The organism is Synechocystis sp. LKSZ1 (genome assembly GCF_040436315.1).
In the GTDB taxonomy this organism is placed as follows: domain Bacteria; phylum Cyanobacteriota; class Cyanobacteriia; order Cyanobacteriales; family Microcystaceae; genus Synechocystis.
This window is the reverse complement of sequence record NZ_AP031572.1, coordinates 2,251,664-2,265,609: the sequence shown is the minus strand read 5'-3', so window position 1 is coordinate 2,265,609 and position 13,946 is coordinate 2,251,664. Positions and strand designations below refer to the sequence as shown.

Below are 13,946 nucleotides of genomic sequence, written 5' to 3'. Positions count from 1 at the left end.
AACGTTAGGCTTCGGGGTCTTGCAAAATCCGCAGACGCACTGACCGCTCACCACTTTCGTCTAACTGCACTTCAATAATTTCCTGGGTCAGGTTTTCCAGGGCCGTTAACAGGGAGCGCAGGTTAGGGCTACTGGCCCCAGTATCCACATAGAGCCGGTCAGACAAACTCCCCAGACGTTTCCAGGTACTGAACAGTTTGGCCGCCGTTTGTTCCAATTGGGTGGCCTGTTTGACTAAATCCGCCGCCGTCCCCAAACAATCCAGGCGCAGGGCCTCCTCCAGGGCCAATTCCAGATCTAAAGGATAAGCCTTGAGGGTTTGTACCTGGGCCGCCGCATCTAGATATTTCGATAAACTCCGGGCAGAACTAGTGAGATGCTTGACGGTATCCACATCGGGATTTTCGGACACTTCCTTTTGCAGGGAGAGGAGATGGCCTTCGGGCAATTTTTCCAGTTCCTTGACCAAGGGGGCCAGGTGACGCGGGGGGAGACTGCCCTCGGTGGCTTTTTCCTTGACGGCATCGGGCAATAAATCAGAACTCATGGCCGTCCATTCATCGGCCAATTGTTTGACCTCACGGCGGGTAATACGTTCGCCATTGTGGGCGGCATGGCTGACTAATTTTTGGACTTCCGGGGCCGCCTTGGCGGTTTCCACAAAGGCCCGTTTACTAAAATTGTTGATGGATTCCGGGTCTAGCTGGCCATCTTCTAGTAGAGTATCGGCACTATTGGCCAACTGAATCAGGGCATAGGCCTGACTTTTGGTAATTTCCCGCTGTTTAAGCCAATTAAGAAAACCCGTACCCCGGCCATCGCCCCCCTGTTTTTCTCGGTCTCGCACTGCCCGTAGAATACGCCCCCGCCAGATTTCCGTTTGCAGGTCAAAGCGCTCGCACAATTTCCAAAAATTATCGATCTGGCTTTGGAATTCGTGGTCTTGCAGGGCCTCGTCCTCGGGGTCGGGTAGGTCGAAGTTGAGATTGGTAGGAATTTCGAGGGCGGCGATAATTTCTTCGGTGCTGGGAGCAGAGGGGACCATTGTGAGTTAGTTTAGGTTGGGGCAATACTGAATCAAGACAGCCTTCCCAAAATATCATACGCGCCCTTCTGGATGACTCCCCCATGCCTACCCTCAGTCTCTGCATGATCGTTAAAGATGAAGCCCATCGCTTGCCCCAATGCTTGGCCAGTGTGCAGGGCCTAGTTCAGGAGATGGTGGTCTTGGATACGGGATCCCAGGATAAAACCCCCACCATAGCCAAAAAAGCAGGTGCGAAGGTCTTTAAAACAACTTGGCCCGAGGATTTTTCCCAGGCCCGCAACCAGGCCCTGGCCAAGGCAACAGGGGATTGGGTTTTGGTCTTAGATGCGGACGAAACCCTGAATCCCAAAATGCTGGACTCGATACAGCGGGCCATGACCGAAGACAATACTTTAGTAGTGAACCTAATGCGTCAGGAAGTGGGGGCTGTGCAATCCCCCTATTCCTTGGTATCGCGTCTTTTTCGTCGTCATCCGGCCCTGCGCTTTAACCGGCCTTACCACGAAACCATTGATGATAGTGTTTTGGCCCTTATGCAACAGGAACCCCGCTGGCGTGTGGTGGATCTCCCCGGTGTTGCCATTCTCCACACGGGCTATGGCCCAGAACAGCTTGGCGCCAAACAACAACGGGCCCAAACCCTCCTGGAAAAGGCCCTGGCCGAAAATCCCCAGGATGCCTATCTGTGCAGTAAGTTAGGCGCACTCTACAATTCCCTGGGCCAGGAAAAAGAGGGCATTAAGTTACTCAAGCAAGGCCTGAAGTCCAACCAGGCTTCAATCCCCGTCCGCTTTGAACTCCATTACCATCTGGCTAATGCCTACCAGCGGCAAAAAAAATGGGAATTGGCCCTGAAACATTACCAAAAGGCCCTAGACGAAGAGATCCTATTGCCCTTGAAATTGGGGGCCTTGAATAATTACGGGGCCTTGCTCCACGACTTAGGGGACTTGGCCCAAGCTAAAAAGATCTTTGCTACCGTTGTCCAGATTGACCCCACCCTAGCGACCGGCCACTACAATCTAGGTCGCATCCTCAAGGCCCAGGGCCAGCTCTTGGAGGCGATCAAGGCCTATCAACGGGCCGTTGAACTGAATCCTAATTATGCCCAGGCCTATCAAAATCTCGGGGTGACGACCTTTAAGGCCGGCCTGCTGGCGGAAAGCTTAGTAGCTTTTAAAACGGCCATTAGCCTCTATGACCAACAAGGGAGTCCAGAGGCAGAAGTCCTGCGGCGCTCCCTGCAAGAAATGGGCATGATTGAATAGCGCTATCCGTCATCAACTCCCGTTTATTTCGTCCCAAGGTTGCAGATAAGAACGGTCTGGTTCGTCCCAAGCCAGTCTAAATACAACTACAAAGTCATATAACCCTGGACAAATAAAAATAATGGCTCCCCTCTCCGCGTGTTATACTGACTATTGCAAATCCTTCTTAGTTTGGAAGACTCAAAAATGACCTTGCTTGATTTGTCGGTAGGGCAAGTTGCGCTTGTAGACAGTGTTTTTCTCAGTCACCATGGTCAAGGCCTGGTTAATCGCCTAGAAGCAATGGGAATTATTCCTGGTAAACCAATCCAAGTGTTGCGTAAGGCGGCCTTGGGAGGCCCCTTGCATCTACGAATAGGGAGCACCACCGAAGTAGCGATGCGTCGCAGTGAAGCCCAATGGGTTTCAGTTAAGTTAGAACATTAAGAGATATTGAGAGAGTAAACAGCGTGGCCCATTGTCAGCGGGGAAAAGTGAACTCTGCTCGGGCGGATGTTCAAAAGCGTATTGCCTTAATTGGTCAGCCCAATACAGGGAAATCTACCTTTTTTAATCGCCTCACCAAGGCCAATGCTGCCATTGCCAATTGGCCAGGATTAACCGTGGATCTATTCCAGGCCACCGTGACCTGGGAAGGGGAAACCGTGGAGGTGGTGGATCTGCCGGGTATCTACGACTTGAACGGCTTTTCTGAGGATGAACGGGTTGTTCAGCGCTTTTTAGAAAATTATGCGGTGAATTTATTGGTGGTAGTGGTCAATGCCGCCCAGATTGATCGTCAGATCCGTCTCCTGCTCCAAGTCCAGTCCCTCGGCCTACCGGCAGTTGCTGTTTTAAATTTAGCCGACGAGGCCAAACGTTACGGTGTGCAATTCGATGCCTTGGCCCTGGGAGAACGCCTGGGCTTTCCGGTTTATCCCATCAGTGCCAAGTATGGAACTGGGTGTGAGCGAGCGTTAACCGCTATACAACGTCAGATTAAGGCCCAGAGTGAAGCCTACCAAATTCCGGAATTGGGTAATGTCCTCGCGGCTAATCCCGTTTCACAGGCCAAGATGGAGGCAGTCATCGCCGGTATTGTGCACATGCCTTCGGTGACGGCCCGCACCCTTACCAATGTCATTGATGGGGTGATGTTACATCCCATTCTGGGCATTCCTCTCTTTTTTGCTTCCATGTTTGTGGTGTTTTGGCTTATTTGGAATGTCGGCCTGCCCAGTGCTGATCCCGTCGATGCCGTCACGGGTTGGATTCAATCCACTCTTCTGGAACCCCTCTTGGCCCCCTTACCAAACCTGTTACAAGACCTCCTGCTTCATGGAATTTGGGCCGGTTTTGCGGCCCTGCTTTCCTTTGTTCCCTTGGTGGCCCTCTTTTTTATTGTGATGGGAATTCTGGAAGGGAGTGGTTACCTGTCTCGGGCCGCCTACTTGATGGATACGTTGATGGGACGTGTGGGCTTAGATGGGCGAGGTTTTGTCTTGCAAATGCTGGGCTTTGGCTGTAATGTGCCAGCGATTATGGGCACTCGGGTGATTCGCAGTCGGGGAATGCGTCTCTTGGCGATGTTGGTGATTCCCTTTTCCCTGTGTTCGGCTCGGTTACAGGTTTTTGTCTTTATTCTGGCGGCGGTGTTACCCAATTCCCAAGGGGCAATTGCCTTATTCTCGTTGTATGTCATGAGTTTTGTCACGGCATTTCTGGTAGCCGCTCTCTTCAGCCGCTTTAAAGCCTTTCAAGTCCGGGAGCCCTTTGTCCTCGAATTACCCCCCTACCGTTTTCCTAGCCTACACCAGGTTTTTTTGCGGGTGTGGGGAGAAATGAAAGAATTTGTCACCCGACTTTCAATTTTTATGGTTATCGGCACCAGTTTAATCTGGTTTTTAACGAGTTTTCCCCAGGGAACAACGGGATTAGAGACCTATGCCGGCCAATTGGGGAAGATCTTTCAACCCCTCATGAATCCGTTAGGAATTAATCCCTTTTTGACAGTGACGCTAATTGTGGGCTTTGTGGCTAAGGAAGTCCAAATCGCTGCCTTGACTGTGATCTATGGCTTAAGTAATGAAGCCGTTACGGAGGAGCTAAGACGCACGATGACCTTTGCCCAGGGCTTTAGTTTTTGTTTGTTTAGCTTACTGTATGTGCCCTGTTTAACCACCTTGGGAACTATTTGGGGAGAATCCAAATCCTGGCGTTATACTCTCTTAGCGGTGCTTGCTCCCTTGGTAATCGCCTGGGCGGTGAGTTTTAGCTTTTACCAAGGGGTGACGCTACTTTGGCATTGACGTTCTGATAGGGCCTACTCCGGAAGCCTCGTCTTTTGAGAGCCAGTCCGTTATTTTGATAGGGCGTAGTCGTCACGGCCACGGCCTAAGGCAAAGGCCACAGAACGCTTCAAGTCAGGGTTTGACTGCAAAAGAAACAGGATAATCGCTAAAAAGGCCAAGCTACTGGTGATTAAAAACAGGCCCCGAAAGCCCGTGAACTCCTCCACATAGCCAAAGGCTGGCCCTGCCAGGGCAATGCCCACATCAAAGCCACTAACGCATACCGCAAAGACACGCCCCCGCTCCTGGGCCGAAGAGCGGTCGGAGATCAGGGCAATGGTCATAGGAATGAGAATCCCGCCACCAATGCCTTCGAGAATAGCGGCCAGCAAAAACCAATTAATTGTACTAACTCCACTCAGAATCAGCATGGAGGCCAAATAAGCTAACAGACTCCCCGTAATGAAGACCCCCCGACCGTAAAAATCTGAAGCTCGTCCCGTCCAAACACGGGAAATAAAGCTGGCAACGGCAGCCGTGCTATAGAACAGGCCTGTATTTAAATTAAGCTGGATCTCCCGAATAAATAGGGGGAGAAAGGTAGCCAGATTACCAAAGACAAAGCCGACCAATAGTAACACTAGGGATGGCACCAGCAGGGAAGGACTGGTCAGAAGTTGCCAAATAGTACGACTCGGGGACTGGAGGTGAGCGTCCGATTCCAAACGGGTGGGAGAATGTTCCTGGATGGGTAAGGTACAGAGAAAACTCAGCAGGCCCAGGCCGGCAGCCAAAACAAACAGGGTCGTATAACCGGCCCATTCCACACAGTAGCCCCCCAGGGCCGGCCCCAAGGCCATGCCCACAGGAACTGCCAAGCTCATATAGCCCACCAATTCCCCCCGTTGCTTAAAGGGAGCCAGATCCACCACCAACGCGCTGTAGCCGGTGGCAAAGGCCGCTACACTAATGCCGTGATAGGCTCGCATTGCCATCAGAGGCAGGACAGACTGGGTTAAAAGATAACCAAGAGGCGCCGTAGCACCAACAAATGTCCCAATCAGAATGGCAATTTTTCGGCCCCGGCGATCCACCAGTTGGCCGAGCCATACCCGTGACCCCAATAGGCCAATGGCAAAGGCCCCCATGACAAAACCAACCTCCTGGCGACTAGCCCCAATATCCTGGGCATAGACAGGTAAGGTCGGTAGCAGGGTGGTTAGGCCAATCCAAAACAACAGGCCAACAGTAAACAAAAAGGCAAAGTTGCGTTGGGTCTGGGATTCTAATTGTCGTAAAGTCTGTAACGTACTCACGAAAGATTCAGCTCACGAGCGGACAAACAGCAAGATTGAAACCGAATAGAAACGTTATTCTCTAGGAAAGGTCTTGGCACAATCTTCGAGTAAATCCTCTAGTTCACTAATGGCCTGAGAAACATCCAACTGCAGAATCCCTAGGTTGGGTTGTTCGGCCAGACGTAGCAAAAAATTCTGTTTGGCTTTGACTTGATTGATCCGTTCTAGGAGAGTTGCTTTATCCATAGGTAGCCAGAAATACAAAAGCAAGATGATCTCCGCTGATTCTAACACTGTAGTCCAGTCCCTGCCGGGAATCTAACCTAGGATAGAGATCGATTGAACTCAGGTATTGTGGCGGAAAGGGGAGAGGCGCAATCTAGATCGGCGGGTAAGCTGGGTACCTCGGGCAGAAAATATTGTTGGAAGGTGTGGGCGGCTGTGGTGGCTTGGGTCACCACCAGAGTAGGAATCGGATAAGCCAACTCATCCCAGTGTAAATGGAGGCCTAGACTGGAGGCCCTATCTTCCCCCAGGGAAGGGGACGTATCATCTAAAAAAGTGATAATGGTTGTAATAATTTGTTCCACCGTCACACTACTCGATTGGGTCGGTAGATAGCTTAACTGCATCTGCAAGCGGAGTAAAATTTCCCGTTGCCATTGGCCATTCAGGGCCTCGACTTCAGCATAGATAGGACAGGTTGCATCGACTAATAAGGTCGGGGTCGATGGCTCCGTTGGATACTGTAGGGCCTGCTGGACTAACCTGGTTAACTGCTGGCGCATTTGGTGAATGACGGCGTAGTGAAAATTCTCCTCATCTAGGCGCATTCGCAGGTAGGCCAAGGTAAAGTGGCGCGCTGACCGGAGGTCTGGATTCTGCTCCCAGCTTTGTAATTTGGCTAGCGTTCGGTGATACTGATCGGCCCACTTTTGGCCCTGGTGTAATTCCCGTTGCCATTGCTGGCGGAGATAGCGCAGACGCCAGTGAGCTAACAGCCCAATGAACAGGAGCAGGCCGGCTAGGCAACCCGCACCGTACATCCAGGTTGTTGTTTCGGGAAGAGAACGCGGGGCCGTAGAGGATTCCGCGGAAGACAAGGACAAAAGAAGCTGGCCTTGGGCCCGGGGGGGTGGGAGAGCGATAGGGTAGACAAGCATAGGATGGGGTTAGCCGATGCCAACGGTATGTCTAATTTTCCCAATTTTTCCCCTCGAGTTGCGGTTAGCAATGAGCAAAAAATTTAGACCTGCGGCTGTAACCAGGTTTCCAGGGCCTGCTGGCGTGTCTCTGGGGCCTCGGGCCCAAAATTCCAGAGACTTTCATAGAAAAAGAAGGATACCCCCGCAAAGCCTTGACGCTGAGCCCATTGGATCTGGGCCTGCAATGGCTCTAGGGGAACGGGACGGCCCTTGAGGCCCGCTAAAATACCGACGATGACGGGAATTTTGGCCTTAGTGGCCTGGACTTCTGGTTGCTGGAGTTCGGCTTGAAAGCTAGCAAGCTGAGAACGATAAACTTGCAGGGCCAGTTCATCGACTAAGGTTTTTTCCTGCCAGGCCTGCCAATCGAGGAGAAAACAATTTTTAGAAAAAGTTTGGGGATTGGGGGAAACGGAAATCACCAGGCCGGGACGACGGGCCTTGAGGGCCTGAACCCATTGCTCAAAGGCTTGGGTCATTTTATCGGCCCGCCACTGTACCCATTCTTGCCACTGGGGGTCAGCCACTAGGCAATTTTGGTTGGGGTCTAGGGCCGGGGCAGGAGGTGGCGCCTGGCCAGCGTGCTCCTTTTGATACAAAGCCAGGGTCAAGGAATCGTAGCCAAAGTCGGCGGGGTAGGCCCAATGATCATCGACTTGAAGTCCATCAATGGGATACTTTGCCAGTAACTCCAGGGCTAAATCCGTCATCCAGGCCTGGACTTCGGAGTGCAGGGGGTTGAGCCAGACCCGTTCATGTACCTTCCCTTCGAGCCAGATTTTGGAACCGTCTTGACGTTGGGTTAGCCATTGGGGATAGCGGCGGGCCAATTCGGAATCCGCCGGGGCCATAAAACCAAATTCTAGCCAGGGGATGACCCGCATTTTCTCGGCCCTGGCCAGGGGAATGAGTTCCCCTAGGGGATCGCGGCCCTGAAGCTGAGGGTCTTGGCCCTGCACCAGCTTCGTTTGAGCCATGGGACTGGGATAGAGGGTGTGGCCACCGTTCCAAACCGTGGGATAGAGGGTATTGAAGTGAGCCTTCCCTAAGACCGTTAGCGCCGGTGCTAGTTGTTGGGAATCGTAGAGAACGGGACTGTCCACATTCGTCAACCAGACTCCGTAGACGGGGGCAACCCTTGCCGGAGTGGGCGTTTGCAACTGCCATCCTAGCGTCAGTCCAAGACTTGCAAGGGCCACCAGAACCCAGACCCACCAGCGGGAGAGACGAAGAGAACGCCAAGGGAATGGGATCATAGGGAAAGCTTGTCTACTTCAAAAATATGGGTCAATTATATTTAGTACCAACGCCCATCGGCAATTTAGAGGATATGACCTTCCGGGCCATTCGAGTGCTCCAGAGCGTGGAACTGATTGCCTCGGAGGATACGCGCCATACAGGGAAATTGCTCCAGCATTTCCAGATCACCACCCCTCAAATTAGCTACCACGACCACAATCGCCAATCCCGTCTCCCTCAACTGTTGGCCCATCTGCAAGCCGGGAAATCCTTGGCCCTAGTCACGGATGCAGGAACCCCCGGTATTTCTGACCCTGGGGCTGATCTGGTACAGGCCTGTCTGGCCCAAAACCTTGAAGTTATTCCTCTACCTGGCGCTACGGCTTTGATTCCGGCCCTGATTGCTTCGGGTTTAACCACTGAGCGCTTTGTATTTGAAGGCTTTTTACCCCCCAAGGGCCAGGCACGGGAAACCCGTTTGCTCAGTCTGCGGCAAGAACAACGCACGACCATCCTCTACGAGGCCCCCCACCGCCTGCTGACAACCCTAGTCGATCTGGAGCACCATCTCGGGCCCGAGCGGGCTATCGTAACAGCCAGGGAATTAACCAAACTCCACGAGCAATTTTGGCGGGGCAACCTTGGCCAGGCCCTGATTTATTACCAAGACCAAGAACCCCGAGGAGAATTCGTGCTGGTGCTGGCCGGTGTGACCTTGGCCGAGCAACCCCTGTTATCGGAACAGCAGTTAAAAGCGGAATTACAGGCCTTGATCCAGCAAGGCCTCAGTCGTTCCCAGGCCAGCCGTGAACTGGCCCAGTTAACCCAATTACCCCGCCGCCAACTGTATCAACTGAGCTTGGATGTAGAGGCCTAGAGAAGTTCGCTAGGCAAATATACAGGAACCCCTAGGGCCGCCTCCACGACTCTGTTGTCTACTGATCCGCCCCCTCAATGGGCGCGAAGCCCTGGCGCTGAATATTTTCACTGACATGGCGGGGTTCTAGGAATTGCAGGAGGTAGTCAGGGCCACCGGCCTTGGAACCCACCCCAGAAAGCTTAAAGCCGCCAAAGGGTTGTCGAGAAACAATGGCTCCAGTAATACCCCGATTGATATACAGATTGCCGACCTCAAAGGCCTGGTTGGCCTGGTCGATGTGGTCAGGCGTCCGGGAATAGAGGCCGCCAGTTAAGGCGTAGTCGGTACCGTTTGCAACCTGGAGGGCCTCCGCAAAACTGGCCACGCGAATAATCGCCACCACTGGGCCAAAAATTTCTTCCTGGGCAATCACGGCCTGGGGGGAAACATTTTTGAAAATGGTCGGGCTGACAAAATAGCCTTCCTCAGGAACTGGCCCTTCCCAGGCCACCTCCGCTTCCTGTTTGCCCTGGGAAATGTAGCTTTGGATGCGCTGTTGGGCCACTGCATCAATCACTGGGCCAACCTGAGTACTGGGTAAATCCGTTGGGCCAATGTTTAAGGAACGGGTCGCCTCGACAAAGCGTTCTACAAAGGCATCGTGAACGGCATCGAGGACGATAATGCGAGAGCAGGCGGAACATTTTTGGCCAGTATAACCAAAGGCTGAATAAATTGCCCCTGCCACGGCCTGGTCGAGATCCGCACTTTCATCAACAATAATGGCGTTTTTTCCCCCCATCTCGGCAATAACTCGTTTGAGGTGACGCTGGCCGGATTGCAAGACCGCCGCATCGGCATAGATGCGACAACCCACCTCTCGCGAGCCGGTAAAGGCAATGAGATGCACATCGGGATGGTTGACTAAATAATGGCCCACGACAGAACCTTTCCCCGGCACAAATTGAAAAACCCCTGCAGGCATACCGGCCTCCACCAGGATCTCCGTGATCTTGGCAGCGATCACGCTGGACGTGGCAGCGGGTTTTAGGAGGGCACAGTTTCCTGTGACCAGAGCCGCCACGGTCATGCCCATGGCAATGGCCAGGGGAAAATTCCAGGGGGCAATGACGACGGCAATGCCTCGGGGTTGGTAATGGTAATAGTTGGTTTCGCCGGCTACATCTAGGCGAATACCGTGACTGAGGCGCTCCATTTCTTCGGCGTAGTAACGACAAAAATCAATGGCTTCGGAGACTTCGGCATCGGCCTGGGGCAAAATTTTACCCACTTCTAAACAAATCCAGGCATTCAACTCATGGCGACGTTGGGCCAGGAGGTCGGCGGCCCGGTGCAGGATCATCGCCCGTTCCTTTGCAGGGGTATTCTTCCAGCTAGGAAAGGCGGCCTTAGCGGCTTCCATGGCCTGTTCCGCTTGATCAAGGTCAATTTGGCCCACTTTGCCGATAATTTCCGTGGGCCGGCAGGGATTAACGGAATCTAACGTGGTTTCAGTTTTAACGTATTGTCCGTTGATTAAAGGCAGATAGGTCTTGCCCAGACGATGTTGGACTTGAGCCAGGGCCTGGAAGGCCTGATTTCTCAGATCAGTCTGAGCGTAGTCCGTATCAGCGACGTTAGGGTAGCCAGGACTGGGTAGGGTATCGAGACCCTTAATCTGGGGCGGGGCGATCAATTCCTCAACAGGTCGCTCCTCCAGGCTTTGGCGCAGAAAAGAACTATTAGCCGTATTTTCTAGTAACCGTCGAATCAAGTAGGCCATGCCCGGCAAGAGTTTACCGTAGGGCGCATAGACCCGCACCCGATGGCCGCGTTTAACTAGGGCCTTGGCCAGGTTATCTCCCATGCCGTAGAGGACTTGGCATTCAAAGCGACGGCGGGGAATACTTAACTGCTCGGCAATGGCGCAGGCATGGGCCTGGGAACGCACATTATGACTGGCGATGGCGGCGTAGAGATATTCGTGGTTTTCCAGCAATAATTGGGTCATGGCCTCGTAATTGGCATCGGTTTGGGCCTTTTCGCAATAGACCGGGATCGGCCAATGGTTTTGCTGGGCCTTGATCGTTTCTTGATCCCAGTAGGCCCCCTTCACCAATCGCACGGTAATTGGATAGCCCCGATGCTTAGCCCAGGGAATCAGGCCCTGGAGATCCGAGAGGGAATCCCGCAGATAGGCCTGGAGCGTAATGCCAATATCCGTCCGCGACCGAAATTCTTCTTCCACCAACAGATCCTTGAGGATATTGAGAATTAAATCCTTATAGGCATACTGTTCCATATCAAAGTGAACGGCAACTCCCAATTCCTGGGCATGACGGAGCAGGGCCCGGATGCGGTCACAGACTTTAGCCTGACTGCCTTCGGGATCGAGGGGGTCGAATTGGGAATAGAAGGCGGTTAACTTGACGGACACTTGTACACGGGGGAGGGTTTCTTCCTCGGCCTGGTCAATGGCCGGCACCGTAGACCAAGGTCGAGTTTTTTCCGTTAACTCCGTCATTAGGTCAAGATAGCTCTGGTAGTAGGCCTGGGCCTCAGTTTCGGTGATCACGGCTTCTCCGAGGAGATCAATGGTGAATCCCATTTTTTCCTTGCGGAGACGTTCGACAGCTTTAAGGACTTGAGGAATGGTTTCTCCGGCAATGTATTTGAAGGCTAGGATCTCCGTAGCCTTGCTGATCAGGCCCGCGGCGGCCTGGGCCGGCCCCGATTGGGCATCGGTAAAGTTGAGGATATTTTTTAAGGGCCCGGGCAATTCCACCTGTTCTTTGCCTAAATACTGTTGCAGGTGGTGGGCAATTTCCGTTTTGCTTTGCAGGGAAGGCAAGCAATCGATAAAGCGAAAAAGCTGGAGGCGTAGGCCGGGATGTTCCATGGCCCAGTCTAGAAGGTGTTCATCAAGACGGAGATTATCGCCAATTTTGTCCCAAAGGGAGCGTTTTTGCCGAGATTGGGCCAATAGCTCGCGGGCGATGGCTTGGGTTTGGGCTTCATAGGTCTGGGGTAACTGAGCGTTTGCAACCACGATGTATCGGCCTCCAGGCGGTATTTGAGGGTTCCCTATCGTGTTTGATCTTAGCCCAGTCCTTGTGTTCTCTTACTCTGCATTCAAGATTGCAGATTCTGCATCATTGAAAAGGCCCCTAACCGCTGAGACAAGCGGAGAGAGGCCGAACCTTATCAACTAGATCTATTAACGAGGTGAGGTTTTTAACCTAGATCGAACTGATTACCGCGTTTGTATTGTAGGTAGGCGGCGACAAACAGGCCCGCGAGGGTAACGGGAATCAGTCCTAAAACAATCCCTAACAACAGAGGCTCGATCATTAACAGTGTCTCCCGAAGTTTTTTGATTAACTCTCCTAGATTACCGCGCCGCCACGGTTTTATCTAGGGTGGATGGCTCACGGAGCGTCGGAGATAACGGAGAACTTTCTCCGGTAATTAAGCGAGCCCCTCTTCCCCGAGTAAAGTAGTTCCAACCCCACTGAACCATCACAATCAACTTATTATCAAATTCAATGAGATAGTAAATGTGGGCCCAGACCCAGATCATCCAGGCTAAGAGGCCGGTAAATTGGGCAAAACCCAGATCCACCACGGCTTTATTTTGGCCAATGACCGCCAAGCTACCGTAATCGTGGTACTGGAAGGGGGGGACAGCCTCACCCGTTAATCGCTGGGGTAGATAGCGGGCTAGGTAGGCGGCCTGTTGCATGGCCACGGGGGCCACGCCGGGTAGAGGGCCTTGGCCCTGATGGGCAAAATGGGCTAGATCGCCTAACACAAAAATATTGGGATAGTTGGGGAGGCTGAGGTCTGGATTAACGATGACCCGTCCGACTCGGTCGAGGGAAACCCCAGTCCGTTCCGCTAGGACTTGCCCGAGGGAAGAGGCCTTAACCCCAGCGGCCCAGAGCACGGTTTGGGTCGGAATCATGCGCTCTGCTTCTCCTTGGCGCAGGGTAACGCTCTGTTCGGTGATTTGGGTGACGATGCTCTGGGTTTGCACGGTAACGCCCAACTTTACCAAGTCCTGTTCGGCTTGGGCCGACAGCGCAGGTTTATAGGGGGGCAAAACTCGGTCTAGACCCTCCACCAACAGGATCTTGGCCTGACTGGTATCAATGCGGTGGAAATTGCCTTTGAGGGAACTATGGGCAATTTCGGCAATGGCCCCAGCTAATTCGACCCCTGTTGGCCCGGCACCGACGATCACAAAGGTGAGCCAGGCCTGACGCCGTTCGGGATCGGTTTCCTTTTCTGCCGCTTCAAAGGCGCTAAAAATGCGTCGGCGTATCTCGAGGGCATCTTCAATGGTTTTCAGGCCGGGGGCCACCGAACGCCACTGGTCATTACCAAAGTAATGATGGCTAACGCCCGTGGCAACCAGCAGAATATCGTAGGCAATGGGTTCATGGCCCTGGAGAATCACTTGTCGGTGTTGGGGGTCGATATCCACCACTTCATCCATCAAGATCTGAGTGTTGGCTTGCTTCTGGAGCACGCCCCTCAGGGGAGAGGCAATATCCGCTGGCGAGAGACTCCCCGTGGCCACTTGGTACAGCAGGGGCTGAAAAAGATGGAAGTTGCGCTTGTCGATGAGGGTGACTTGGACGGGGGCCTGTTTAAGACCCTGGGCGGTATACAGGCCGGCAAAACCACCGCCAACGATCACAACTTGGGGGGGCTGGGGGGAAAACGAAGGGCACATAGTTGCTCCAATCAATGTAGC

General features: G+C 53.1%; 12 protein-coding genes. 4 read left to right on the top strand and 8 right to left on the bottom strand.

Annotation, left to right across the window (positions count from 1 at the left end; all coding sequences use genetic code 11):
* Positions 1-4 precede the first annotated feature (4 nt).
* Positions 5-1,045 (bottom strand): hypothetical protein, encoded by a 1,041-nt coding sequence (locus ABXS88_RS10390; RefSeq protein WP_353671976.1) that lies wholly within the window; start codon positions 1,043-1,045, stop codon positions 5-7.
* A gap of 83 nt (positions 1,046-1,128) precedes the next feature.
* Here ABXS88_RS10390 and ABXS88_RS10385 point away from each other — a divergent pair, with 83 nt between their 5' ends.
* The 3 genes from ABXS88_RS10385 to feoB all read left to right on the top strand — a co-directional run bounded on the left by ABXS88_RS10385 (position 1,129) and on the right by feoB (position 4,604).
* Positions 1,129-2,316 carry a glycosyltransferase gene (locus tag ABXS88_RS10385; protein ID WP_353671975.1) on the top strand — a complete coding sequence of 396 codons (1,188 nt, stop codon included), beginning with the start codon at positions 1,129-1,131 and terminating at the stop codon, positions 2,314-2,316.
* Between the two features lie 186 nt (positions 2,317-2,502).
* Entirely contained in the window at positions 2,503-2,742 is a 240-nt protein-coding gene (locus tag ABXS88_RS10380; RefSeq protein ID WP_353671974.1) for a ferrous iron transport protein A, read from the top strand.
* Positions 2,743-2,765: 23 nt separating this feature from the next.
* Complete coding sequence (feoB, locus tag ABXS88_RS10375) at positions 2,766-4,604, top strand: ferrous iron transport protein B (RefSeq protein WP_353671973.1); 1,839 nt, start codon at positions 2,766-2,768, stop codon at positions 4,602-4,604.
* Between the two features lie 50 nt (positions 4,605-4,654).
* Here the strand turns inward: feoB and ABXS88_RS10370 are convergent, their stop codons facing one another.
* The 4 genes from ABXS88_RS10370 to ABXS88_RS10355 form a co-directional block, all read right to left on the bottom strand.
* Positions 4,655-5,902, bottom strand: coding sequence for an MFS transporter (locus ABXS88_RS10370; protein ID WP_353671972.1), 1,248 nt, complete (start codon positions 5,900-5,902; stop codon positions 4,655-4,657).
* A gap of 54 nt (positions 5,903-5,956) precedes the next feature.
* On the bottom strand, positions 5,957-6,130 hold the full coding sequence (locus ABXS88_RS10365; RefSeq protein ID WP_353671971.1) for a hypothetical protein: 174 nt from the start codon (positions 6,128-6,130) through the stop codon (positions 5,957-5,959).
* Between the two features lie 77 nt (positions 6,131-6,207).
* On the bottom strand, positions 6,208-6,993 hold the full coding sequence (locus ABXS88_RS10360; RefSeq protein ID WP_353671970.1) for a hypothetical protein: 786 nt from the start codon (positions 6,991-6,993) through the stop codon (positions 6,208-6,210).
* Between the two features lie 137 nt (positions 6,994-7,130).
* The gene (locus tag ABXS88_RS10355; protein WP_353671969.1) at positions 7,131-8,345 is read right to left on the bottom strand and encodes a family 10 glycosylhydrolase; all 1,215 of its coding nucleotides are present in this window, start codon (positions 8,343-8,345) and stop codon (positions 7,131-7,133) included.
* 26 nt (positions 8,346-8,371) lie between these two features.
* On the opposite strand from ABXS88_RS10355, the gene rsmI reads away from it, so the two are divergent.
* Positions 8,372-9,205, top strand: a complete 834-nt coding sequence (gene rsmI / locus ABXS88_RS10350; RefSeq protein WP_353671968.1) for a 16S rRNA (cytidine(1402)-2'-O)-methyltransferase — start codon at positions 8,372-8,374, stop codon at positions 9,203-9,205.
* 58 nt (positions 9,206-9,263) lie between these two features.
* Here rsmI and pruA read toward each other — a convergent pair whose 3' ends face one another.
* The 3 genes from pruA to ABXS88_RS10335 form a co-directional block, all read right to left on the bottom strand.
* On the bottom strand, positions 9,264-12,236 hold the full coding sequence (pruA, locus tag ABXS88_RS10345) for an L-glutamate gamma-semialdehyde dehydrogenase (protein ID WP_353671967.1): 2,973 nt from the start codon (positions 12,234-12,236) through the stop codon (positions 9,264-9,266).
* Between the two features lie 185 nt (positions 12,237-12,421).
* Complete coding sequence (gene petG / locus ABXS88_RS10340) at positions 12,422-12,538, bottom strand: cytochrome b6-f complex subunit V (RefSeq protein ID WP_353671966.1); 117 nt, start codon at positions 12,536-12,538, stop codon at positions 12,422-12,424.
* Between the two features lie 40 nt (positions 12,539-12,578).
* Positions 12,579-13,925, bottom strand: coding sequence for an NAD(P)/FAD-dependent oxidoreductase (locus ABXS88_RS10335; RefSeq protein ID WP_353671965.1), 1,347 nt, complete (start codon positions 13,923-13,925; stop codon positions 12,579-12,581).
* Positions 13,926-13,946 lie beyond the last annotated feature (21 nt).